We start from the raw sequence: 22218 nt of genomic DNA, 5'->3' as shown, positions 1-22218 counted from the left end.
CGTCGGCGCGTTGAGCGCCACCACCATCGCGATTGGAGCCGTCGCGATGCGAATGAGGAGTTCGCTGGTCTGGCGATGCCATCGTTGATGCGGATGGAGAGCTACCCCCGCGGCCTCAGCGTCGTGATCCGCGACCTCGACACGGCATGGAAGGCGGCCGCCGAGGTCGACGCGCAGGTCTCGGCGCCCATTCTTGCCAGCCTGCGCGACGCTACGCAACGGGATTGCTGCAGGAGCAATGGCCTGACGCGGCGTTGCGCGAGGCAATCGGCCCCTCCGCGCCGGGACTGGCGCGGCTGGATCGGCAGGATGTCGACCGGTTGGTCGCGGTCCTGGGGTGGCTCGCGGAGCACCCGCACTCGGAGTTGTCCGAGCGGGAGCTTCCGGTCGAGGGCGTCGACACCAAGTGGTACGAGCGACACCGGAGGCTGGTGGAGTGCCTGCTGCCCGCGGTGACGGGGAGCCAGGTCACACCGCGGCGCCACTGGCCGGCCTTCCGCGTGCGGCTCCCCGGCGAACCGCGCGACCTACGCTGTGACCTTGAGGCTCTCCGCGGACTCGCGGTCAACGCCTCGCGGGTGTTGATCTGCGAGAACCTGACCACGGTCATCACGCTGCCCGACCTCCCCGACACGGTCGCCGTGCACGGCATGGGTTTCGCGGCCCCGTCGCTCGCCGACGTGGCCTGGATCCGCGAGGCCGACGTGTACTACTGGGGAGACCTGGACACCTACGGTTTCCAGATCCTTGGCCGCGTCCGGGCCGCCCTGCCGGGCATCCGCTCGCTCATGATGGACGAGGAGACCCTCGACGACTGGCGTGGCCTCGCCGTGACGGAGTCGAACCCCTACCGCGGCGAGGTCGGCCACCTGACGCTCACGGAGCTGCGGGCGCTGTCGGCAGTCAGGGCCGGGGATCTACGGCTTGAGCAGGAACGGATCGGCCGGGACTACGCCCGCGTCCGCCTCTTCGCGGACCTGGGTCCATCGCCCACAGCCTGACGGCGGCGTAGCTGCGCCACGGCCGCCAGGCCGCCGACGCCCGATCCACATCGACGATGCCTGCGGCCCCCATCGAGCGTTGCAGGACCATGTCGCCGACGGGGAACGCGTCTCTGTCGTCGCCGATGCGGATCTCCAGCAGGTCGACCGTCCACGGGCCGACGCCGTGCAGCGCGAGCAGCTGCTCCCGATCCGGCGTCGATCCGAGATCGGCGAACAACGACGCGACCTCGTGCACCGTCCGGGCACGCGAGGCCGGGGTCCCGATGGCGTCCCGCAGTTCGTCGACGGGAACGAGGGTCAGCGCGGCCGGGGCCGGGAACAGGCGGAGACCGGCCACGTCCCCGGTGCCGAAGGAGGCCATCAGCCGCGACCCGATGACGCGTGCCGCGGCCAACGACACCCGCTGGCCCAGAACCGTGAGTACCGCGGCCTCGAACGCGTCGACGTGCCGCGTCAGCCGGATGCCAGGAGAGGCCGCGACGCTGGCGGCCAGCCCGGTGGCCGCGAGGTGCGCGTTGATCGGCGCAAGGTCGGCGGCCAGATCGAACCAGTCGACGACCATGGCACGCAGCCTCGCGAGGAGTCCCGCGTCGCGCGTGTCGACCGCGACGGTCGCGCCAGCGGCATCGAGCGACACGTCGACGGGGATGACCTCCCCGACGTCGACCAGCCGCCGCACCGTGCGCGTCGCCGGATCGACGCGGTCCAGCCCGACGACCGTGTGCCGGGCGAGGGTGTCGAACGCGACCTGCGGGTCGAAGGGACCGTTCGCGGCGACGTGCAGCGTGGTCAACGGGACTCGAGGTCGAGCAGCGTGCGCTTGGCATCGAGCCCGCCCAGGTAGCCGCCCAGCGCACCGTCGCTGCGCAGCACCCGGTGGCAGGGCACGACGATCGGCAGCGGGTTGGTTGCGCAGGCGGTCCCGACGGCCCGCACCGCGTTCGGGTTGCCGACCCGCTCGGCGACCTCCTTGTACGTGAGGGTCCGCCCGTACGCGATGTGCGGCAGGAAGGCCTGAACCCTCGCGCGGAAGCCGGCGCTGAGCGCGTGGTCGACGGGCAGGTCGAAGCTGGTTCGACATCCGTCGAAGTATTCATCGAGCTCGCGGGCCGCGTCGTCGAGGCCGCTTGGGGCCTCGAGGATGCGCGGGCTGACGCGGTCGGCCAGCGACTGCAGAACGGCGTCGAAGCCTTCCCTCTCGAACGCGACCCTCACGAGCCCGGACCCGGTGGACGCGAGCAGCAGCGGACCGACGGGGGAGTCGACGGTGCGAACCGTCAGGTCGAGCAGGCCGGCCGATGCCGCCTCCGTGGCGAGCCGCCCGCGCAGCTCGGCGAGCGAGGAGTCGGAGATGGGGAACAGATCGGTCACGGCAGTATCCCTTCGATGGAGTCGAACCGGCGGCGGAGCGCGGCGATGCCGTCGGCGGCAGCGCGACGCACTGCGGCGGGTGAGCCCCCGATCAGCTCGGCGGTCTCGGCGTGGGGCAGGCCGCCGAGGTAGTGGCAGGCTACGGCCAGGCGCTGACGCTCCGGCAGCGCCGCCACCGCGTCCCACCAGAAGAACGCGTCGCCGTCGTCGGTCGTCGGCGCCTCCGGCAGCGGATCGAGTGGCACGGCCCTCCGGGCACGCGCGCGGGCGAGGTCGATGGCCTTCCGGTACGCGACCCGGACCAGCCAGGCCTCGACGTTCGTGAACTCGTCCAGCTCGGGCCACGCCCGCAGCGCGGCCAGGAACGTCTCGGACCAGGCGTCGTCGGCGTCCGGACCCGCGCCGAGGGTGGCGCGGCAGACGCGCAGTACGGTCGCGCCGTGCCGTTCGACGGCGATCTGGAAAGGCTGCTTCATCCCCACACACGGTAGACGCGCGGGGCGGCGGAAGTGTGAGGTGTCCCCCGGGTGACTCCTCAGGCGGCGACGCGCCTCATGCGGTGCATGCTGACGTTGCCCCAGTCCGGCCCTGCGCGGAAGGCCTCGTCGCAGTCGACGAAGCCGCGCCGCTGGTAGAAGCGGTGGGCGCGCTCGTTGCCGTCGATCAGCCAGAGGTAGAGGTCCTCGCCGCGGTCGATCTCCGCGAGGAGCTCGTCGGCGAGCCCGGTGCCGTGGAACGTGGGCGAGACGTACAGGCGGGCAAGCTCCCGGGGGGCGGGGGAGGGGACGTAGCCGAGCGCCACCTCCCACGAGGCCGGCCCGTCGACGATCGACGCGAGCCCCACGATGGCCCCGTCGACCTCGGCGACGATGCGGCGCGCCGTGCCCGGCTCGGCGAACTTCCCCTCCAGCTCCGCCAGGAAGTCGTCGCGCTGACCGCCCTGCCGGTCCGCGAAGTCGTCCGGCACGATGCCGGTGTAGGCGATCGCCTGCTGGGAGACCAGGAAATCGAACCAGGCGGGGGCATCGGCGGAGGTCGGGGGGCGCAGAATCACCGGACGATTGTAGGCGTGACACGCATCGGACGCGAAGACGGGGAGTGTGGCGGTGCCCGCCGCCTGCGGGGGTGCGGCAGAATGTCGCCATGAGTCTGCTAGAGGTGATCGCCCTGCACGCCGCCGACGCCGAGCGGGCAGAGGCCGGCGGAGCCGACCGCATCGAACTGCTCGGCACCATGGATTTCGACGGACTCTCTCCCGAGCCGCGCACCGTCGAGAAGGCTCGCCGCGCGACGTCCATCCAGATCCGTCCGATGGTGCGGCTGCGCGAAGGCTTCGGCACCGACGGTGGAGAGGTGACGCGCCTCAAAGGCCTCATCTCCTCGTACCTGGAGGCCGGAGCCGACGGGGTTGTGCTCGGCTTCCTCAACGGGCTGGGCGAGGTCGACCTCGAGGTGATCGGCGAGCTCGTCGGCGACGGGACCGTGCCCTGGACGTTTCACCGGGCCATCGACAACGTGCTCGACCTCGACAAGGCCTGGGCGAGACTCCGTGACCTGCCGGGGCTGACGCAGGTGCTCACCGCCGGGTCGGCGCGCGGCGTCGAGCACGGCCTCGACGAACTCACCTCTCGCGCCCGTACCGACGCGCGTGTCGCGAAGCTCATCATGGCGGGCGGCGGCCTCGTCCCCGACCACGTCCCCTGGCTCTGCCGCGCAGGCATCCGCGCCTTCCACCTCGGCTCACCCGCCAGACCGGGGAGGTCGTTCCGCGCCTACGTCGACCCCGACCTGGTGGCCAGCTGGCGCGACCTGATCGACGACGAGACGGAGCACGCCCGTGTCCACGTCTGAGCGCCCGGTCAGGCGCCGCGAGGGCGCCCGCGTCGTCGTCGTGGCAGGGGACCGCGTCCTACTCCAGGGCGACACCGACCCCGGCGTCCCCGGCTCCCGATTCTGGCAGGTCCCGGGCGGCGGAGTGGACGCAGGCGAGGACCTCCGCGTGGCAGCGGTCCGCGAGCTGGCGGAGGAGACAGGCCTGGTCATCGAGCCCGGGGAGCTGGAGGGCCCCGTGGCGACCCGGGTCGTGACACACGGGTACAGCGACCGCATCCTGATCCAGGCCGAGACGTTCTTCCGGGTCCGCACGAACGAGTTCACTCCGACGGTCGACGGGCTGACGCCCTGGGAGCAGGAGCGTGACCTGCAACCGGAGTGGTTCGATCTCGAGTCGCTGCCGGAGGCCGTGTGGCCGGCGCAGCTGGGGTCGCTCGTCGCCTGGGAGGGGCCGGAGCCGCTCGGCCTGGGTGAGGTCGAGGAGTCGACCGTGCCCTACGTCAGAGCTTCCGCATTCCGGAGATGAAGAACACGAACGCCAGCACCAGCGACACGAGGCCGCCGAGGGCGCTGCCCTCGCCGAGGGTGCCGAACCCGAGCTGACCGAAGAGGAACAGGACGCCGAGGCCCAGCGAGATCGGCCCGGCGACGTTGGTGAGGGCTCTGGTCCGCAGCCCGAGCACGCCCGCGGCGATCAGCAGGAACGGCACAGCGGCCTGGAAGAGGAAACCGCCCAGGCACAGGGCCCCGGCAACCTGCGCCAACCTTCGCTGCTGCTGCAGTTGCGGCCCGGCGGGCTGAGGCGTCCGGTCGGGCGGGTAGGGCATCGGCGGCTGGGCACGCATCGGCGCCGGCGGCAGCGGGGCGTGCTGCTGCTGCGGCGGCCCCCAGGGAGCAGGCGCGGGCACGGCCGCGAGGGTCGGAGGCGGAGCGGTCGTGGCGAGCGGAAGACCGACCGGAGGCGCATCGGAGCCACCGTCGTCGTAGCTGTGCTCGTAGTTCTCCGTCGCGAAGGGTGTCCGTGGATCCCGTGGCCCGCTCGGGGCTCCCGGCGCGGTGGTCATGGCCGCGGCGGACACGGCGAAGCCCTCGCGCGGGTCGCGGTGCGACTGCTCGCCGGTGCCGAAGCTCTCCAGCGGCGGCTGCTCCACGGCGTCGAACCGCGCGGGCGGCGTCTCGGCGCCGGGGGTGCCGCTCGTGTACTGCTCGCCGACTGGCAGCGGATCGACGCTCGGCGTGGCGAACCCATCGGGTCGCTCGACGGGCGCGTAGGCGGCGCCGTCCTTCCAGGTGGCCATGCCCGCCATCCTAACCGTGGCGCGGAAGCGCGTGTGAGCAGTCGAGTTGCACACTTCGGTTGCTCGACGGCGCGCAGCTCGCCTGCATCGACCGCGGCCAGATACAGTGTTTGTTAACTTCATTACCAATGCTGCGAGTCAAAGAGGTCCCCGTGGAAGTTGTCATCTGCAAGACCGCCGAAGAGGTCGGCCCCCGCGCCGCAGACCACGTCATCAAGTGCATCAGCGGCCGGTCCACGCCGGTCCTCGGCCTGGCCACCGGCAGCTCACCCCTGTCGTTGTACGCCGAGCTGGCGCGCCGCGTCGAAGCCGGCGAGCTTGACCTGTCGCACGCGCTGGCCTTCGCGCTCGATGAGTACGTCGGCATCGATCCGGCGCACCCGGAGAGCTACGCCAACGTCATCCGCCGCACCGTGACGGAGCCGCTGCACCTGTCTGAGTCCCGCGTCCGCGTCCCAGACGGCGCCGCCGACGACGTCGCGGCCGCCGCTGCCGACTACGACGCCGCGATCGAGGCCCTCGGCGGCGTCGACTGCCAGATCCTCGGCATCGGCTCCAACGGCCACATCGGCTTCAACGAGCCGTTCTCGTCCTTCTCGTCGCGCACCCGCATCAAGACGCTGACCCCGCAGACCCGCGAGGACAACGCCCGCTTCTTCAACAGCCTCGACGAGGTGCCCCGCCACTGCGTCACCCAGGGTCTCGGCACCATCATGGACTCGCACTCCGCCGTGCTCGTCGCCACCGGCGAGGGCAAAGCCGAGGCGGTCGCGGCCATGATCGAGGGGCCCGTCTCGCAGGTATGCCCGGCCTCCATCCTGCAGTTCCACCCCCGCGCCATCATCGTCATCGACGAGGCCGCCGCGTCGAAGCTTCAGCACCGCAAGTACCTCACCGACCTGCAGGAGCTGATCGAGGGCTACTACGCCCACTGAGGCCACTGCGGTGCATTGGGGTCCTCGCTTCTGACCGGATAGACTTACCCGTCGGATACATCTAGTCAGGAGCGAGGACTTCAGTGCCTACAGGTCGAGTGCGGTTCTTCGACGCCGACAAGGGCTTTGGTTTCATCACCAAGGACGACGGCGGCGACGTCTACGTGCGGTCCAACGCGCTTCCGGACGGCGTCACCACGCTGAAGGCCGGGCAGCGTGTCGAGTTCGGCGTGTTCGAGGGGCGGAAGGGTGAACAGGCGCTGAGTCTCCAGCTGCTGGAGGCTCCGGTCTCGTTGTCGAAGGCCGGGCGACGCAAGCCCGAGCAGATGGGTGTCATCGTCGAGGACCTCATCAAGATGCTCGAGACCATCGGCAACGACTACCGTCACCGCCGCTACCCGGACGCCCGCAAGTCCGAGAAGGTTGCGCAGGTGCTGCGCCGCGTCGCCGACGAACTGGAGCTCTGACCCATGCCTCGACCCAAGCTCGACGCCGCCACCGCCGAGGCCGTCGACCTCGCACGTGACGCCGCCGTCGTCTCCGGCGGCGACGACGCCGTCGGCCGTCACCTTGATGCGGTGGCCGAGGACGGCGACCGCATCGTCACCCACACCTTCGAGTGCCTGCTGCCCGGCTACGCCGACTGGCACTGGGCGGTCACTCTCGTGCGCGCCTCGCGTGCCAAGCTGCCCACCGTCAACGAGGTCGTCCTGCTGCCGTCTGCCGGCGCCCTGCTGGCCCCCGACTGGGTGCCGTGGGAGGACCGTATCGGCGCCGGGGACATCGCACCGGGCATGCTCATGGCCACCCCGGACAACGATCCGCGCCTCGAGCCCGGCTTCGCCGCCACTGACCTGCCCGCCGACGCGGACGACGCCGACTGGGTGCAGCTCCGCTCCACCGTCGCCGAGCTCGGCCTCGGCCGCGCCCGCGTGCTGAGTCACGAGGGCCGCGACCTGGCCGCTGAGCGCTGGCTCGCCGGGCCGCCCGGGCCGAAGGACGAGGCGTCGCACGAGGCTCCCGCCCACTGCGGCACCTGCGGCTACTTCGTCGCGCTTCGCGGCTCGCTGGGCGTGCTCTTCGGCGCCTGCACCAACGAGTACTCGCCCTCCGACGGCCGCGTCGTCTCGCTCGAGCACGGCTGCGGCGGCCACTCCGACGTCGTGGCGGAGCATCGGGCCAAGGAGCTCCCCGCTCCAGTATTTGACACGATCGGCGTCGACTCGACGCTTTTCGACTGAGTCGATGACCCGCCTTCCCTGCCCGCTGACAGCGCGTTGAGCGCTCAACGACAGGGAGGGCACAGGCGGCGGCACTTTGCAAGCGACCGCCGGCTGCCGGAATGGGTGACCACGGGTCGATTCTGTGACCCTACGATCCACTGACGTGGTTACGAACTCTCCCAGCGCAGCCAAGCTGCCCACCGAGACGGATGGCAAGTCCGGGCTCGACCGCTTCTTTGAGATCACCAAGCGAGGCTCCTCCGTAGGTGCGGAGGTCCGTGGTGGACTCGTCACGTTCTTCGCGATGGCCTACATCATCGCGCTGAACCCGCTGATCATCGGTACGGTCGCCGACGTCAACGGCAACCTCATCTCCGGCCAGCCGGCCGACGCCGATGGCGCGATCGTCGCCTCGATCGCCATGGTGGCCGCGGCCACGGCGCTGATTGCCGGCATCATGACGATCCTGATGGGCCTCATCGGCAGGTTCCCGCTCGCCATCGCCTCGGGCCTGGGCCTGAACGCGCTGGTGGCCTACACCCTGGTCCCCCAGATGACCTGGCCGCAGGCCATGGGTCTTGTGGTCTGGGAAGGCATCATCATCACGATCCTGGTGCTTACCGGCTTCCGCACCGCGGTCTTCAAGGCCGTCCCGCCGCCGCTGCGCACCGCCATCTCGGTCGGCATCGGCCTCTTCATCGCCTTCGTCGGCCTCGTCAACGCGGGCGTCGTCCGCGCCGGATCCGGCACCCCCGTCCAGCTCGGCATCTCCGGCTCGCTGATGGGCTGGCCCATCGCGGTCTTCCTCATCGGCATGGTCCTGCTGATCACGCTGCACGTCTGGAAGGTCAAGGGCGCCATGCTCATCTCGATCATCGCCGCCACCGTGCTGGCCGTGATCGTCGAGGCGGTCGCGCACGTCGGTGGTCAGGTCCCCGACGGCAGCAACCCCTCGGGCTGGTCGCTGAACGTTCCGGCGCTGACCGGTGGCTTCTCCCTGCCCGACCTGAGCCTGCTCGGCCGCGTCGACATGATCGGCGCGTTCTTCCCGAACGGTCAGTTCTCGTGGATGCACGCCCTCGGGCTGGTCGTCCTGATCTTCTCGCTGCTGCTCGCCGACTTCTTCGACACCATGGGCACCATGGTCGCCGTCGGCTCCGAGGGTGGCCTGAACGACGACAACGGGATGCCGCCGCGCACCACCGAGATCCTGCTCGTCGACTCGCTGGGCGCCGTCGCCGGTGGCCTCGGGTCCGTCTCCTCGACCACGTCCTACGTCGAGTCCACCGCGGGCGTCGGTGAGGGTGCCCGCACCGGCCTCGCCTCCGTCGTGACCGGCGTCGCGTTCCTGCTGGCCGTGTTCCTGGCTCCGCTGGTCAACCTCGTCCCCTTCGAGGCGGCCAGCCCCGTCCTGGTCTTCGTCGGCTTCCTGATGATCTCGCAGGTCGCGGACATCGACTGGAGCCGCCCCGAGATCGGCATCCCGGTCTTCCTGACGATCATCCTGATGCCCTTCTCCTACTCGATCACCGTCGGCATCGGCGCGGGCTTCCTGAGCTACGTGTTCATCCGCCTGATCAAGGGCGAGGCCAAGAAGATCCACCCGCTGATGTACGTCGTCGCCGCGATGTTCGTCATCTACTTCGTGCAGGGCGCGATCCTGGCCGCCATCGGCGCCTGATCCCTGTCGAGACGACCCCGGACCCGACGGTCCGGGGTCGTTTGTCATCTGTCAGCGTTGTTACCCGGTGGACATCGGACAACGGGCATGGCCGCAGGGGTCCGAGGATAGGCTGCTCACCATGTTCAGCAAGGTATTGGTCGCCAACCGTGGCGAGATCGCCGTGCGCGGGTTCCGCGCAGCCGTCGAACTCGGCCTCAAGACCGTGGCAGTTTTTCCGTATGAGGACCGGAACGCGGACCACCGGATCAAAGCCCACGAGTCGTACCTGATCGGCAGCGAGGGTCACCCCGTCCGCGCCTATCTCGACATCGACGAGATCATCCGCGTGGCCAAGGAGTCCGGCGCCGATGCGATCTACCCCGGCTACGGGTTCCTCTCCGAGAACCCCGACCTGGCCGCCGCCTGCGAGGCCAACGGCATCACCTTCGTCGGCCCGTCCGCCACGGTGCTGGAGATGGCAGGCAACAAGGTGGCCGCCATCGCCGAGGCCCGCAAGGCGGGCGTCCCGACGCTCGCGTCCTGCCCGCCCTCGACCGACCCCGACGAACTGATCCGCGGCGCGAAGGAGATCGGCTTCCCCGTCTTCATCAAGGCCGTCGCCGGCGGCGGTGGCCGCGGCATGCGCCGCGTCGACGACGAGGCGAGGTTCGCCGAGGAGCTGGGCGCCGCGATGCGCGAGGCCGAGGGCGCCTTCGGCGACCCGACGGTGTTCATCGAGCAGGCCGTCGCCGCCCCGCGCCACATCGAGGTGCAGATCCTCGCCGACCAGCAGGGCAACACCGTCCACCTGTTCGAGCGCGACTGCTCGATCCAGCGCCGCCATCAGAAGGTCGTGGAGATCGCCCCCGCGCCGCACATCTCGCAGGAGCTCCGCGACGCCCTGACCTCCGACGCGGTCAAGTTCGCCAAGGCCATCAACTACACCTGCGCCGGCACCGTCGAGTTCCTCGTCGAGACGGAGGGCCCGCGCGCCGGAACCCACGTCTTCATCGAGATGAACCCGCGCATCCAGGTCGAGCACACCGTGACCGAGGAGATCACCGACGTCGACCTCGTGCAGGCGCAGATGCGCATCGCGCGCGGCGAGACCCTCGAGGAGATCGGCATCCGCCAGTCCGAGCTGCAGATCCGCGGCGCGGCACTGCAGTGCCGCATCACCACCGAGGACCCGCTCAACTCGTTCCGACCCGACACGGGCATGATCACGGCCTACCGCTCCGCCTCCGGCGCGGGTATCCGCCTCGACGGCGGCACCACCGGCACCGGCGTGGAGATCTCCCCCCACTTCGACTCGCTGCTGGTCAAACTGACCGCCCGCGGTCGCACGCTCGAGGCCGCCACGGCCCGCGCCCGCCGTGCGCTGGCCGAGTTCCGCATCCGCGGCGTCGCGACTAACCTGCCGTTCCTCCGCGCGCTGCTCGACGACCCTGACTTCGAGAAGGGCGGCGTCACCACGTCGTTCATCGACGAGCGCCCGTACCTGCTCAGCGCCCGCACGCCCGCCGACCGCGGCACGCGCCTGCTCCGTTGGCTCGCCGAGGTGACCGTCAACAAGCCCCACGGCCCCGCTCCGACGCACCTCGACCCGGCCGTCAAGCTGCCGACGCTCGACCTGACGGTCCCCGCGCCGGACGGCCCGCGTCAGCGGCTGCAGGCGCTGGGCGCCGAGGGCTTCGCGAAGGCGCTGCGCGAGCAGACCGCCGTCGGCGTCACCGACACCACCTACCGCGACGCGCACCAGTCGCTGCTCGCGACCCGCGTGCGGACCCGCGACCTGACCACCATCGCGCCGCTGCAGGCCCGGCTGCTGCCTCAGATGCTCTCGGTCGAGTGCTGGGGCGGCGCCACCTACGACGTGGCGCTGCGGTTCCTCGGCGAGGACCCGTGGGAGCGGCTGGCGAAGCTCCGCGAGGCGATGCCGAACCAGAACCTGCAGATGCTGCTGCGTGGCCGCAACACCGTCGGCTACACGCCGTACCCGACCGCGGTGACCGAGGCCTTCGTGGCGGAGGCCGCCACGACCGGCATTGACATCTTCCGGATCTTCGACGCGCTCAACGACATCGAGCAGATGCGCCCGGCCATCGAGGCCGTCCGTTCGACGAGCTCGGTCGCTGAGGTCGCGCTCTGCTACACGTCAAACCTGCTCGACCCGGCCGAGAAGACCTACACGCTCGACTACTACCTGCGGCTGGCGGAGCAGATCGTCGACGCCGGCGCGCACGTGCTGGCGATCAAGGACATGGCCGGCCTGATCCGCCCCGAAGCGGCCCGCAGGCTTGTCACGGCGCTGCGCGAGCGGTTCGACCTGCCGGTGCACCTGCACACGCACGACACCACCGGCGGCCAGATGGCGACGCTGCTCGCCGCCATCGAGGCGGGTGTCGACGCCGTCGACGTCGCCTCCTCGCCGATGAGCTCGACGACGTCGCAGCCGCCGATGTCGGCCCTGCTGGGCGCCCTCGACCAGAACCCGCGCCAGGCGGACCTCGACCAGGCCTCCGTGCTGGCGCTCGAGCCGTACTGGGAGGCCGTCCGCAAGCTGTACGCCCCGTTCGAGTCGGGCCTGCCCGCGCCGACCGGCCGCGTCTACACGCACGAGATCCCGGGCGGGCAGCTGTCCAATCTCCGTCAGCAGGCGATCGCGCTGGGCGTCGGCGACCGCTTCGAGGCCGTCGAGGACATGTACGCCGCGGCGGACAAGATCCTCGGCCGCCCCACGAAGGTCACGCCCTCGTCCAAGGTCGTCGGGGACCTGGCCCTGCACCTGGTCGCTGTCGGGGCGGACCCGGCCGAGTTCGAGGCCGACCCGCAGAAGTTCGACATCCCCGACTCGGTGGTCGGCTTCCTGTCCGGCGAGCTTGGTCAGCCGGCCGGGGGCTGGCCGGAGCCCTTCCGGTCGAAGGCCCTCGAGGGACGACGCGTCCCCGTCCGTGAGGCGGAGGTTGCCGAGGATGACCTGGCGCTGCTGGCCTCTCCCGGCCGCCCCCGCCAGGAGACGCTGAACCGTCTGCTGTTCCCGGCCCCGACAAGGGCCTTCGACCAGTGGCGCCTCGACTACAGCGACATCTCGGTGCTGCCGACCGAGCCGTACCTCTACGGCATGGAGCCCGAGCGCGAGTACGCGGTCACGCTGGAGAAGGGCGTCACCCTGCTGGTCGCGCTCGAGGCGATCTCCGGCGCAGACAAGCGCGGCAAGCGCAACGTCATGTGCCTGCTGAACGGTCAGCTGCGCCAGGTGCGGGTGCGGGACCTGAGTATGGCGTCCGAGGTCGCCACCGCAGAGCGTGCGGACACCTCCAACAAGGGACACGTCGCCGCCCCGTTCTCCGGGGCCGTTACCCCGACCGTCGAGGTTGGCGACTCGGTCTCCGTCGGCGACCAGGTGGCGACGATCGAGGCCATGAAGATGGAGGCGGCCATCAACGCGCCGGTCGCGGGCGTCGTGAAGCGCGTGGTGCTGCCCGGCACGACGCAGCTCGAGGGCGGCGACCTCGTGCTGGTGATCGGCTAGACGCTACTCGGCCCCGACGATGACGACGTCGAGGTCCGGGCTCGACGCGGCGACCTTCAGGACCGACAGGAGAGGATCCATGAAGGCCCTGTCCGCCGCGCCGAGTTCGGCCCTCGCGACGGCCTCGCGCAGCGCGCGGTACGTCTCGACGACGTGCACGTGCTTCGCGTAGCCGGCCACCTGTCCCTGCAAAGGTCGCAGCGGGAGGCCCAGCTCGCGGTCGGCCAGGGATCGCAGCGAGTAGTCGCTGTTCAGGCCGGCGCGCGCCAGCTCCCACTCCAGCGTGTTGAACGAGGCGTCATCCCAGACGACGGAACGACTGGCCCGGGACAGCTCCTCCAGCCAGGCGGTCAGCAGCTTCCACGACGGCGCCAGCCGCTCAGGTGCGACGAATCCGCCGCTGAGCATCGTGGTGAGGTCCGTGCCGTCGGGCCTTGAGGGGTCGGCGACGACGTTGGGGTCGTGCCGGGTCAGCGGCGCGAACAGCCGTCGCTTCCGGGGAGCGGGCGGGGCGAAGCGCTTGGCGGCCACGGACCTCAACCGGGCACCGAGCGTCTCGTCGGCTCGGAAGAAGTCGCGCACGTCGTCGATCGCGATCGCACAGACGATCAGTCTCTGCATAGGTCAACCGTAACCTGCCCGGCGTCGCCGCGGAACCGGGTCGTCGAGCACTTCGACAGGCTCAGCACATGCTTGTCGAGACGCCCTGAGCGTAGCGAAGGGTCGCAACTGGCCGTCGGCTCGCTGGGTCGCACCCGATCATCGCCTCGCTTCGCTCGGCGCCCTTCGACAGGCTCAGGGAACCGGGAGGGGCTCAGGGAACCGGGAGGGGCTCAGGGAACCGGGAGGGGCTCAGGGAACCGGGAGGGGCTCAGGGAACCGGGAGGGGCTCAGGGAACCGGGAGGGGGCGGGTCGTTGAGCTTGTCGAAACGCCCTGAGCGCAGCGAAGGGGCTCACCTGGCCATCGGCTCGCTTTGTCTGGCGCGGATAGGCTGGAGCGCATGAATCCGAGAAGCCGGCGCGTGGTCGTGTCCCTCGTGCTGATCGCCATGATCGTGCTGGTGATCCTCGGTGCACTCTGATCGATTCGGTGCCGATATGCTGACCCACTGATGAGCATTTCGCGATGCGGCGCAGCCGTCCTGACCGCGGGGGTGGGCCTGATCTGCCTGGCCCCCCTGACCGCCGCCGCCGACGGCATCGAGGTCGCCGACGCCGACGCCCCGGTCGTTGGCATGGCCTACGCACCGGGGAGCGGCGACCTCTGGATCGCCGGCGCTCGCGCCGACGACGGCATCATCGTCAACGCCGAGACTGGCGATGAGGTCACCTTCGGCGGCGACCCCGTGTCCGTCCAGGCGCTGGCCTGGAGCTCCTCGCGCCTCTACATCGCCGACATCGGCGACCCGGACGCCTCGCGCGACCACGTCGTCGTGTTCCGGCTCGCCAGCACTCAGACCGGGCGTCAGACGTACAACGCGTTCGACTTCCAGTACGCCGACGGGGCACGCGACGCGAAGGCGTTCATGATCTCCGCGCGCGGCAACCTCTACGTCGTCACCGACGGCGACGACCCCGGCATCTACTACGCGGCCGCGCAGCCCTCGCGCACGGCGATGAACACTCTCACCCGCGTGGCGGACGCGCCCGACGGCGTGACCGACGGCGTCTTCCTGAAGGACGGCTCCACCATGGCGCTGCGCACCAAGGTCGGCATCGAGTACATCGACGCCTTCACGTGGGAGCCGCTCGTGACCGACACGATCGTCGGCGCGCCCGATGCAGAATCGATTGCGGTCGGAGCCAATGACGAGATCTACGTCGGCGGCAACCCGGAGATCCGCACGACCGAGGTGCCAAGTTCCGACACCACGACCACGATCGAGCCCTCCGCGAGCCCCTCGCCCAGCGCGAGCGCGTCCCCGTCGGCCAGCGCCAGTCAGAGCCCGGCTGCCGACGACGCCGAGGACGAGGAGGAGGACTCCGGCTCCTCCCCGACCCGCACGGGAACCTACGTGGCCATCGGCCTGGCGGCGTTGCTGTCCGTCGCCGCCGGCGTGGTCACCTGGTTCATCCGGAACTGACGATCAGAGCCTGTCGACCACGTAGTCGATGCAGGCGGTGAGCGCCTCGACGTCCTCGGGGTCCACCGACGCGTAGCAGCCGACCCGAAGCTGGTTGCGCTTCAACGCCCGGTAGGGGTCGATGTCGACGATCCCGTTGGAGCGCAGGGCGGCGATCAGCGCCTTCGAGTCGACGCCGTCGACCAGGTCGAGGGTCGCCACGACGGGGGAGCGGAACCCGGGGTGGGGCACGAACGGCGACGCGAAGGCCCGCTTCTCGGCCCACTCGTACAACACGCCGGAGGACTGGGCGCAGCGCGCGGCCACCGCCTCGATGCCGCCGAGCTCCAGCATCCAGCCGAGCTGGTCCTCCAGGAGCAGCAGCGTCGCCAGAGCGGGTGTGTTCAGGGTCTGGTGCTGGCGGGAGCTCGCCACGGCCAGCGTGAAGTCGAGGCTCTGCGGGATCCAGCGGCCGGACGCCTTGATGCGCTCCGCGCGCTCGATCGCCGCCGGAGACGCGAACGCGAGCCACAGGCCGCCGTCGGACGAGAAGTTCTTCTGCGGGGCGAAGTAGTACACGTCGGTCTCGGAGATGTCGGCCTCCATGCCGCCCGCCGCCGACGTGGCGTCGATGACGACGAGCCCGTCGCCGATACGGAGCACCGGGGCCGCAGCACCCGTCGAGGTCTCGTTCTGCGCCCAGGCGAACACATCCGCGTCGCCCGGCTCCGGCAGGGCCACCGAACCCGGCTCGGCCTCGAAGACGGCAGGGTCCGCGAGGTGGGGCGCCGCGGCCGACGCGGAGGCGAACTTACGCGAGAACTCGCCGAACACGCCGTGCGCCGACCGGTTCTCCACCAGGGAACTCACTGCCATGTCCCAGAAGAGCGTCGAGCCGCCGTTGCCGAGGACCACCTCGTAGCCGTCGGGGATGTCGTAGAGGTCGGCCAGCTCCTCCTGCACCGCCGCGACCAGCGACCGGACGGGGGCCTGGCGGTGCGAGGTGCCCATGATGTCGCCGCGCATGGAGAGGTACTCCAGCGCCTCGGCGCGTACCTTGGCCGGCCCGGACCCGAAACGGCCGTCGACGGGGAGGAGTTCTGCGGGGATCTGGATCTGCACGATCGTCAGCTTAGGCCCACCCTCCGCCCGCTGCGCCGGTGTGGATAGGTTTGAGCCATGGCCACCTCCACCTTGCGCGTTGCACGTGCTGTGACCCCCGACGGCGTCGTCGACGACGCCGTCATCACCATCGACGACGGCCGGATCGTCTCCGTGACCCCCGGCGTCGCGGGGGAGGGGCTCAGGCTGTGGGCCGTGCCGGGATTCGTCGACACCCACACGCACGGCGCGGTCGGGTACAGCTTCGGCGACCCCCACCCCGCGAACAATCAGGCCATCATCGACCACCACCGCAGCCACGGCTCCACGACGATGTTCGCCTCGACGGTCACCGAGCCCGTCGAGAAGCTCGTGGCGCAGGAGAAGGTGCTCGCGGGGCTCGTCGCCGCGGGGGAACTGGCCGGCATCCACCTGGAGGGCCCGTTCCTCGCGCCAGAACGCAAGGGTGCGCACGACATCGATCTTCTCCGCGACCCCACCCCCGAGCTCGTCGAGCGGCTGATCGGGGCGGGCGGTCCGGCGCTGAAGATGATCACGCTGGCGGTGGAGCGCAACCATGGCGAGGAGGCGACCCGCAGGTTCCGCGAGGCCGGCGTCGCCGTCGCGTTCGGGCACTCGGACGCCGACGACGTGACCACCGCGGAATCGGTCGAGTGGGGCGCCAACGTCGTGACGCATCTCTTCAACGCGATGCGACCCATCCACCACCGCCTGCCCGGCCCGGTTCCCGTGATGCTGTCCGACGAGCGCGTCATGGTCGAGCTGATCTGCGACGGCGTGCACCTGGCGCCCGTCGTGGCAGGCATGGCCATCGACGCCGCCGGCCCGGGCCGCGTCGCCCTGGTCACCGACGCCATGTCCGCCACCGGCACCGGCGACGGTCGATACGTGCTCGGCGAGCTCGACGTCATCGTCACCGACGGCACAGCCCGTCTCGCGACCGCCGACGGGAGCCCCGGTGCCATCGCCGGCTCGACGCTGACGATGGACCGCGCGTTCCAGTTCGTCGTCGAGCAGGTCGGCGTCTCGATCCCCGACGCCGCACTGATGGCTGCGACGACGCCTGCGCTGTGGCACGGCCTCGACGAGGTCGGCGCGCTGGAGACCGGCCGCTTCGCCGACGTGTGCCTGGTGGACGACGACGGCGCCCTGCACGGCGTCATGCGGCGCGGCGAGTGGGTCGTCGCCCCCGCCTGAGCCACGGGCAAACGACGGCACGCCGCGGGCGCGCCGACTAGGATGGACTGAACTGAAAGGCGGAACATGAGCGGCGATCTGATCGACACGACGGAGATGTACCTGCGCACCATCTACGAGCTGCTCGAAGAGGGTGTTCCTCCGCTGCGTGCCCGCATTGCCGAGCGCCTGCGCCAGTCCGGCCCGACGGTGTCGCAGACGGTCGCGCGCATGGAGCGCGACCACCTGCTTGTCGTCGAGCCGGACCGCACCATCAAGCTGACGCGCCGCGGCGCGAAGCTGGCCCGCGACGTGATGCGCAAGCACCGCCTCGCCGAGTGCCTGCTGACCGAGGTGATCGGGCTCGAGTGGGACAAGGTGCACGACGAGGCATGCCGCTGGGAGCACGTCATCTCGATCGAGGTGGAGAAGCGGCTCGTCAGCATCCTGCACGCGCCGACCGTCTCCCCCTACGGCAACCCGATCCCGGGTCTGAAGGACCTGGGCGTCGAGGCCGATCACGTGCCCTTCAGGCACGGCGCGGAGCCGCTGGCCGACGTCGTCGGCATCGAGCCCAGGATCTTCTCGCTGCGCCGGATGAGCGAGTCGATCCAGGCCCAGGACGACACGCTGATCGCGCTTGCCGACCTCGGGCTCCGGCCGGGCGGTCAGTTCGAGGCCACGCGCGACGGACACCTGGTCCGACTCGTGCAGGAGGACCGGTCGGTCACGCTCAACGAGGACGAGGCAGCGCTGCTCTTCGTCGCGGTCGATGCCTGAGCTCGAACCCGAGGAGGCGACCTTCAACGCCGGAGCGATGGAGGGTGTCCTGTCGCGCGCGTTCGGAGGGGGCTCCACCCCCTACGAGTGGCTGAGTCGTGCCGTATCCGCCTCCGCCACGCAGGTCCTCGACCTGGCGTGCGGGGCCGGCGCGATGATCGAGCGCCTCGAGCGGCCCGGCCGCACCGTCACCGGTCTCGACCGGTCCCGCGAGGAGCTGCTGGAGGCCCAGCGCCGCGGCCGCGGACCGCTGGTCCAGGCCCACGCCTCATACCTGCCCTTCGCCGACGGCTCGTTCGACGCCGTCGTCTCCTCGCTGGGCATCTCGGTGGTCGCCGACCGGCCGCGGTTCCTCTCCGAGGTGGCCCGCGTGCTCCGGCCAGGGGGTGTGTTCGCCACGCTGACCCCGTCGATGCGGCCCGCCAACGTCGACGACCTGCGCCTCATCAGTCGCCTGGCCGGCCAGCTGCGCGTCGCCCCGCACCTGCCGGGCGTCACCGAGTTCAAGGCGCGCACCGCGTTGGGGGCGGTCGGCCTGACGAAGGCCGAGGACAAGCGGGCCAAGTACTACTACGAGGTCGCCGACGAGGACGACGCCGTCCGGCTGTTCGAGGGCCTCAGGCCCCCGGGCGACGCCGACCGTGTCGGCGCCGCCGTCGAGTTCCTCCGAGCGCGCTTCGCCGACGGGCCGGTGCGCGTGCCGCTGCCCATGCGCCGCATCATCGCCATCAAGTGACCCGGGTACCCTCGAGGGAATACCGCGACGCCCGAGGTTGTTGGCAAAGACGACTCAAGATTCAGACTTCATGAAAGGGGTCACCCCATGGCGACCACCGCGCTGACCGCAGCGAACTTCGAGGCCACCGTCAAGGACAACGGGGTCGTGCTGGTCGACTTCTGGGCCGACTGGTGCGGCCCGTGCAAGCGCTTCTCGCCCATCTACGACGACGCCTCCGAGCGTCACGGCGACGTGGTCTTCGGCAAGGTCGACACCGAGGACGCCCGCGACCTCGCCACGGCCCTCGAGATCCAGTCGATCCCCACGATCATGGGCTTCAAGGAGGGCAACCTGGTCTTCCGTCAGTCCGGCCTCCTCAGCGGCAAGCAGCTCGACTCCCTGATCGAGCAGATCAAGGACCTCGACCTCGAGGCCGACGCGAAGGCCTGAGCCTCCAGCGCACCCACTCCGGGGCCGGTGCCCCGTTCAGATCAACTGGCGACGGTCGATCTGTTCGGGCGCCGGCCCCTGTGCGCGCAACCCGGCCCACTCGACGGCGCGGCCGTCGGACAGCGACGCGGGCACGTCGAGCACCCGCTGGTTGGAAGAGCCGCGGAACTGCAGCGTCAGGTCCCGCGACGCCAGCTCGAACGGCCCGTCGACGAGCACGTCGAGCCCCCGCAGCAGCGCCAGCTGGTCGGGGCTGCCGGTCTCCAGCAGATCCTCGAACCGGTAGCCGGTCCAGCACCAGACATCCTTCGCCGAGCCGAGGTCAGCCCGCACCCGCTCGAGCAGCCTCAGCGCGACGCCGGTGTTGAGGAACGGTTCCCCGCCCAGCAGGGACAGCCCCTGCACATAGCTGTTGCCGAGATCCGCGACGATGCGGTCCTCGAGGGCCTCGTCGTAGGGGGTTCCGTAGCGGAAGCTCCAAGCGGCCTCGTTGAAGCAGCCCTCGCACGCGAACAGGCAGCCGCTGACGTAGAGCGAGCAGCGCACGCCCTCGCCGTCGACCATGGAGAACGGCTTGTAGTCGGCGATGTGGGCCTGGCTCACCCGCTCCGAGCGCCAGGTCGCCGGGTCGGGGATCCGGGGCATCAGCAGCCGTCGCCGCCCAGGTGCTTGGCCCGCGCCGAGATCTCCGCATGGCGCCCGTGCACCATCGGGCGGGCCTGCGGGTTGCCGAGGTAGCCGCAGGTGCGCTTGACGACGTCGACGCTGCCCGGGTCGTCGTTGCCGCACGACGGGCACCGGAATCCCTGCTCGGTGGGCGCGAAGTCGCCGGCGAAGCCGCACTCGAAGCACCGGTCGATCGGGGTGTTGGTGCCGAGGTAGCCCACGCGGTCGTACGCGTAGTCCCAGACGGCCTCCAGCGCCTTCGGGTTCTGCTGCAGCACCGGGTACTCGCAGTAGTGGATGAAGCCGCCGGTGGTGAAGGGCACGTAGTCCTTCTCGAAGTCCAGCTTCTCGAACGGCGTCGGCGCCTTGCGCACGTCGTAGTGGAACGAGTTGGTGTAGTAGTCCTTGTCCGTGATGTCCGCGACGCGGCCGAACCTCTCCTGATCGAGGCGGCAGAACCGGTCGGTCAGGGACTCGCTGGGCGTGGAGTAGACGCTGATCGCATAGCCGCTTTCAGCGCTCCACTCGCGGGCCCGCTCGTAGAGGCGCCGCAGCACCGCGAGGGTGAACTCCTTGGCCGCGGGGTCGGACTCCCAGGCGCCGCCGAAGAACGCGGTGGCGACCTCGTAGAGGCCGATGTAGCCGAGCGAGACGGTGGCGCGGCCGTCGCGGAACAGCTGATCCACGTCGTCGGCGGGCGCGAGGTGGTGCCCGAAAGCGCCGTAGCGGTAGAGGATCGGGGCGTTGGCGGGCACCGCCTCCTTGCACCGCTCAACGCGGTAGAGCAGCGCGTCGCGCATGACGTCGAGGCGCTGGGCCAGCAGCACCCAGAAGGCCGACACGTCGCCGCGAGTCTCCAGTGCGATGCGGGGCAGGTTCAGGGTCACGACGCCGAGGTTCATGCGGCCGGCCGTCACCTCGTTGCCCTCCTCGTCCTGCCAGGCCGGCAGGAACGAGCGGCAGCCCATCGGCACCTTGAAGCTGCCCGTCAGCTCGACGATCCGGTCGTAGCTCAGCACGTCGGGGTACATCCGCTTGGTCGCGCATTCGACGGCGAGCTGCTTGATGTCGTAGTTCTCGTCGCCGTCCTCCAGGTTCAGGCCGCGCTTCAGCGTGAAGATCAGCTTGGGGAAGATCGCGGTCCGGTGCTCGCGGCCGAGGCCCCCGATGCGGATCTGCAGGATGGCGCGCTGGATCTCGCGGGAGAGCCAGCCGGTGCCGAGCCCGAAGCCGACCGACGTGAACGGCGTCTGCCCGTTGCTGGTGAACAGCGTGTTGATCTCGTACTCCAACGACTGCATGGCGTCGTGGATGTCCCTGGCCGTCTTCTCGAGCGCGTACGCCCGCTGGGCCGCCACGTCAGGGATCCAACGGCGGGCGTCCTCGAGATGCTTGGCGTGGTTCAGCCCCGCGTACGGCGCCAGCAGTTCGTCGATGCGGTCGACGGAGCAGCCTCCGTACTGGCTGCTGGACACGTTGGCGATGATCTGCGCGATCTGCGCGGTGGCCGTCTGGATCGAGCGGGGCGGCTCGACCTGCGCGTTGCCGATCCGGTAGCCGTTGCGGAACATCGTCTCGAAGTCGATGAGGCAGCAGTTCGTCATCGGGGCGTACGGGTGGTAGTCGAGGTCGTGGAAGTGCAGCTCTCCCTTCTGGTGCGCGTTGGCGACGTGCGCGGGCAGCATCTGCAGGCCGATCGCCTTCGAGGCCGCACCGGCGGTGAGGTCACGCTGCGTGTTGAACACATCCGCGTCCTTGTTGGCGTTCTCGTTGAGGACGCTCTCGTCGCGGGCCCGGAGTCGGCCGACGGAGTGGTTGACGTCGGTGGCGCGAGCCCTGGCGAAGTCGCGTCGCACGCGGTAGTCGATGTAGGCGCGGGCAACGTCGTACTCGTTGGCCCCGAGCAGGGTGTGCTCCACGGCCGACTGGATCTCGTAGATCTTCACGGCGGCGCTGAAGCGGGAGCGAACCTCGGCGACGACCGCGCCGGCCAGCTCCTCGATGCGGGCCGCGTGCTGCGCTGTCACTTCGCCGTGCACCTCGCGGTAGGCCCGCCGGATGGCGCCCGAGATTCGACGCGTGTCGAAGGGCAGCTGCCTGCCGTCGCGCTTCTCCACCGTCAGCGTATTGGTGAGTGCTGGGTCAATGACGGCGACGGGTCGTGCGCTGGTGGTCATCTGCGGTCCTCCCGGGTGAGCTTCGGCAACGGTACTACTAGATGTAGTAGTTCGGCCACCTGTCCCGCCCAATATGTTGGGGTGGGTTGGTTTCCTGGGCTTGTCTCTCCGGTTCCCTGAGCGTGTCTCTCCGGTTCCCTGGGCTTGTCTCTCCGGTTCCCTGGGCTTGTCTCTCCGGTTCCCTGAGCGTGTCTCTCCGGTTC

General features: G+C 70.2%; 22 protein-coding genes. 13 read left to right on the top strand and 9 right to left on the bottom strand.

Annotated features, from left to right (window positions below):
• The first annotated feature begins 254 nt into the window (after nucleotides 1-254).
• A complete protein-coding gene (locus QH948_RS11690; RefSeq protein ID WP_281144544.1) occupies nucleotides 255-1001 on the top strand; it encodes a DUF3322 and DUF2220 domain-containing protein in 747 nt (248 codons plus the stop codon).
• Here the strand turns inward: QH948_RS11690 and QH948_RS11685 are convergent.
• Genes QH948_RS11685 through QH948_RS11670 form a run of 4 tightly spaced genes read right to left on the bottom strand, consistent with a single transcriptional unit; the run spans nucleotide 904 to nucleotide 3429 of the window.
• Nucleotides 904-1797, bottom strand: a complete 894-nt coding sequence (locus QH948_RS11685; protein ID WP_281144543.1) for a DNA-3-methyladenine glycosylase family protein — start codon at nucleotides 1795-1797, stop codon at nucleotides 904-906. The genes QH948_RS11690 and QH948_RS11685 overlap by 98 nt on opposite strands.
• Entirely contained in the window at nucleotides 1794-2375 is a 582-nt protein-coding gene (locus QH948_RS11680; RefSeq protein WP_281144542.1) for a methylated-DNA--[protein]-cysteine S-methyltransferase, read from the bottom strand. Before QH948_RS11680 ends, QH948_RS11685 begins: the two co-directional genes overlap by 4 nt.
• Nucleotides 2372-2851: an RNA polymerase sigma factor gene (locus QH948_RS11675; protein ID WP_281144541.1), complete on the bottom strand. Its 480-nt coding sequence runs from the start codon at nucleotides 2849-2851 to the stop codon at nucleotides 2372-2374. Before QH948_RS11675 ends, QH948_RS11680 begins: the two co-directional genes overlap by 4 nt.
• Nucleotides 2852-2910: 59 nt before the next feature.
• On the bottom strand, nucleotides 2911-3429 hold the full coding sequence (locus tag QH948_RS11670; protein ID WP_281144540.1) for a GNAT family N-acetyltransferase: 519 nt from the start codon (nucleotides 3427-3429) through the stop codon (nucleotides 2911-2913).
• A gap of 89 nt (nucleotides 3430-3518) precedes the next feature.
• On the opposite strand from QH948_RS11670, the gene QH948_RS11665 reads away from it, so the two are divergent.
• Both QH948_RS11665 and QH948_RS11660 read left to right on the top strand, forming a co-directional pair.
• The gene (locus QH948_RS11665; protein WP_281144539.1) at nucleotides 3519-4226 is read left to right on the top strand and encodes a copper homeostasis protein CutC; all 708 of its coding nucleotides are present in this window, start codon (nucleotides 3519-3521) and stop codon (nucleotides 4224-4226) included.
• Complete coding sequence (locus QH948_RS11660) at nucleotides 4213-4734, top strand: NUDIX hydrolase (protein WP_281144538.1); 522 nt, start codon at nucleotides 4213-4215, stop codon at nucleotides 4732-4734. Before QH948_RS11665 ends, QH948_RS11660 begins: the two co-directional genes overlap by 14 nt.
• On the opposite strand, the gene QH948_RS11655 is transcribed toward QH948_RS11660, so the two are convergent.
• Complete coding sequence (locus QH948_RS11655; RefSeq protein ID WP_281144537.1) at nucleotides 4709-5506, bottom strand: hypothetical protein; 798 nt, start codon at nucleotides 5504-5506, stop codon at nucleotides 4709-4711. The two genes, QH948_RS11660 and QH948_RS11655, sit on opposite strands and share 26 nt — an antisense overlap.
• A 152-nt stretch (nucleotides 5507-5658) precedes the next feature.
• Between QH948_RS11655 and nagB the strand changes: the two genes are divergently transcribed.
• The 5 genes from nagB (at nucleotide 5659) to QH948_RS11630 (ending at nucleotide 12862) form a co-directional block, all read left to right on the top strand.
• The gene (gene nagB, locus QH948_RS11650; RefSeq protein ID WP_281144536.1) at nucleotides 5659-6441 is read left to right on the top strand and encodes a glucosamine-6-phosphate deaminase; all 783 of its coding nucleotides are present in this window, start codon (nucleotides 5659-5661) and stop codon (nucleotides 6439-6441) included.
• 83 nt (nucleotides 6442-6524) lie between these two features.
• Complete coding sequence (locus tag QH948_RS11645; protein WP_219083232.1) at nucleotides 6525-6908, top strand: cold-shock protein; 384 nt, start codon at nucleotides 6525-6527, stop codon at nucleotides 6906-6908.
• A gap of 3 nt (nucleotides 6909-6911) precedes the next feature.
• Nucleotides 6912-7682 carry a DUF3027 domain-containing protein gene (locus QH948_RS11640; protein ID WP_281144535.1) on the top strand — a complete coding sequence of 257 codons (771 nt, stop codon included), beginning with the start codon at nucleotides 6912-6914 and terminating at the stop codon, nucleotides 7680-7682.
• Between the two features lie 175 nt (nucleotides 7683-7857).
• Nucleotides 7858-9345, top strand: a complete 1488-nt coding sequence (locus QH948_RS11635; protein WP_281146195.1) for an NCS2 family permease — start codon at nucleotides 7858-7860, stop codon at nucleotides 9343-9345.
• 121 nt (nucleotides 9346-9466) lie between these two features.
• A complete protein-coding gene (locus tag QH948_RS11630) occupies nucleotides 9467-12862 on the top strand; it encodes a pyruvate carboxylase (protein WP_281144534.1) in 3396 nt (1131 codons plus the stop codon).
• A 3-nt stretch (nucleotides 12863-12865) separates the two neighbouring features.
• Here the strand turns inward: QH948_RS11630 and QH948_RS11625 are convergent, their stop codons facing one another.
• Nucleotides 12866-13483, bottom strand: coding sequence for a hypothetical protein (locus QH948_RS11625; RefSeq protein ID WP_281144533.1), 618 nt, complete (start codon nucleotides 13481-13483; stop codon nucleotides 12866-12868).
• A 492-nt stretch (nucleotides 13484-13975) separates the two neighbouring features.
• Between QH948_RS11625 and QH948_RS11620 the strand changes: the two genes are divergently transcribed.
• Nucleotides 13976-14947 carry a hypothetical protein gene (locus QH948_RS11620; protein WP_281144532.1) on the top strand — a complete coding sequence of 324 codons (972 nt, stop codon included), beginning with the start codon at nucleotides 13976-13978 and terminating at the stop codon, nucleotides 14945-14947.
• A 3-nt stretch (nucleotides 14948-14950) separates the two neighbouring features.
• Here the strand turns inward: QH948_RS11620 and serC are convergent, their stop codons facing one another.
• Nucleotides 14951-16051: a phosphoserine transaminase gene (serC, locus tag QH948_RS11615; protein ID WP_281146194.1), complete on the bottom strand. Its 1101-nt coding sequence runs from the start codon at nucleotides 16049-16051 to the stop codon at nucleotides 14951-14953.
• 54 nt (nucleotides 16052-16105) lie between these two features.
• Between serC and QH948_RS11610 the strand changes: the two genes are divergently transcribed.
• The 4 genes from QH948_RS11610 to trxA all read left to right on the top strand — a co-directional run bounded on the left by QH948_RS11610 (nucleotide 16106) and on the right by trxA (nucleotide 19172).
• Entirely contained in the window at nucleotides 16106-17245 is a 1140-nt protein-coding gene (locus tag QH948_RS11610) for an N-acetylglucosamine-6-phosphate deacetylase (RefSeq protein ID WP_281144531.1), read from the top strand.
• Between the two features lie 66 nt (nucleotides 17246-17311).
• Nucleotides 17312-18004, top strand: coding sequence for a metal-dependent transcriptional regulator (locus tag QH948_RS11605; RefSeq protein ID WP_281144530.1), 693 nt, complete (start codon nucleotides 17312-17314; stop codon nucleotides 18002-18004).
• The gene (locus QH948_RS11600) at nucleotides 17997-18740 is read left to right on the top strand and encodes a class I SAM-dependent methyltransferase (RefSeq protein ID WP_281144529.1); all 744 of its coding nucleotides are present in this window, start codon (nucleotides 17997-17999) and stop codon (nucleotides 18738-18740) included. Before QH948_RS11605 ends, QH948_RS11600 begins: the two co-directional genes overlap by 8 nt.
• 87 nt (nucleotides 18741-18827) lie before the next feature.
• Nucleotides 18828-19172 carry a thioredoxin gene (trxA, locus tag QH948_RS11595; RefSeq protein ID WP_281144528.1) on the top strand — a complete coding sequence of 115 codons (345 nt, stop codon included), beginning with the start codon at nucleotides 18828-18830 and terminating at the stop codon, nucleotides 19170-19172.
• Between the two features lie 36 nt (nucleotides 19173-19208).
• On the opposite strand, the gene nrdG is transcribed toward trxA, so the two are convergent.
• Both nrdG and nrdD read right to left on the bottom strand, forming a co-directional pair.
• Nucleotides 19209-19817, bottom strand: coding sequence for an anaerobic ribonucleoside-triphosphate reductase activating protein (gene nrdG, locus QH948_RS11590; RefSeq protein ID WP_281144527.1), 609 nt, complete (start codon nucleotides 19815-19817; stop codon nucleotides 19209-19211).
• On the bottom strand, nucleotides 19817-22015 hold the full coding sequence (gene nrdD, locus QH948_RS11585) for an anaerobic ribonucleoside-triphosphate reductase (RefSeq protein ID WP_281144526.1): 2199 nt from the start codon (nucleotides 22013-22015) through the stop codon (nucleotides 19817-19819). The genes nrdG and nrdD overlap by 1 nt, the downstream gene beginning before the upstream one ends.
• Nucleotides 22016-22218: the final 203 nt, after the last annotated feature.

This window comes from Tessaracoccus lacteus (assembly GCF_029917005.1).
In the GTDB taxonomy this organism is placed as follows: Bacteria; Actinomycetota; Actinomycetes; order Propionibacteriales; family Propionibacteriaceae; genus Arachnia; species Arachnia lactea.
The sequence above is the reverse complement of the archived record's forward strand: the minus strand, read 5'-3'. Positions and strand labels throughout refer to the sequence as shown.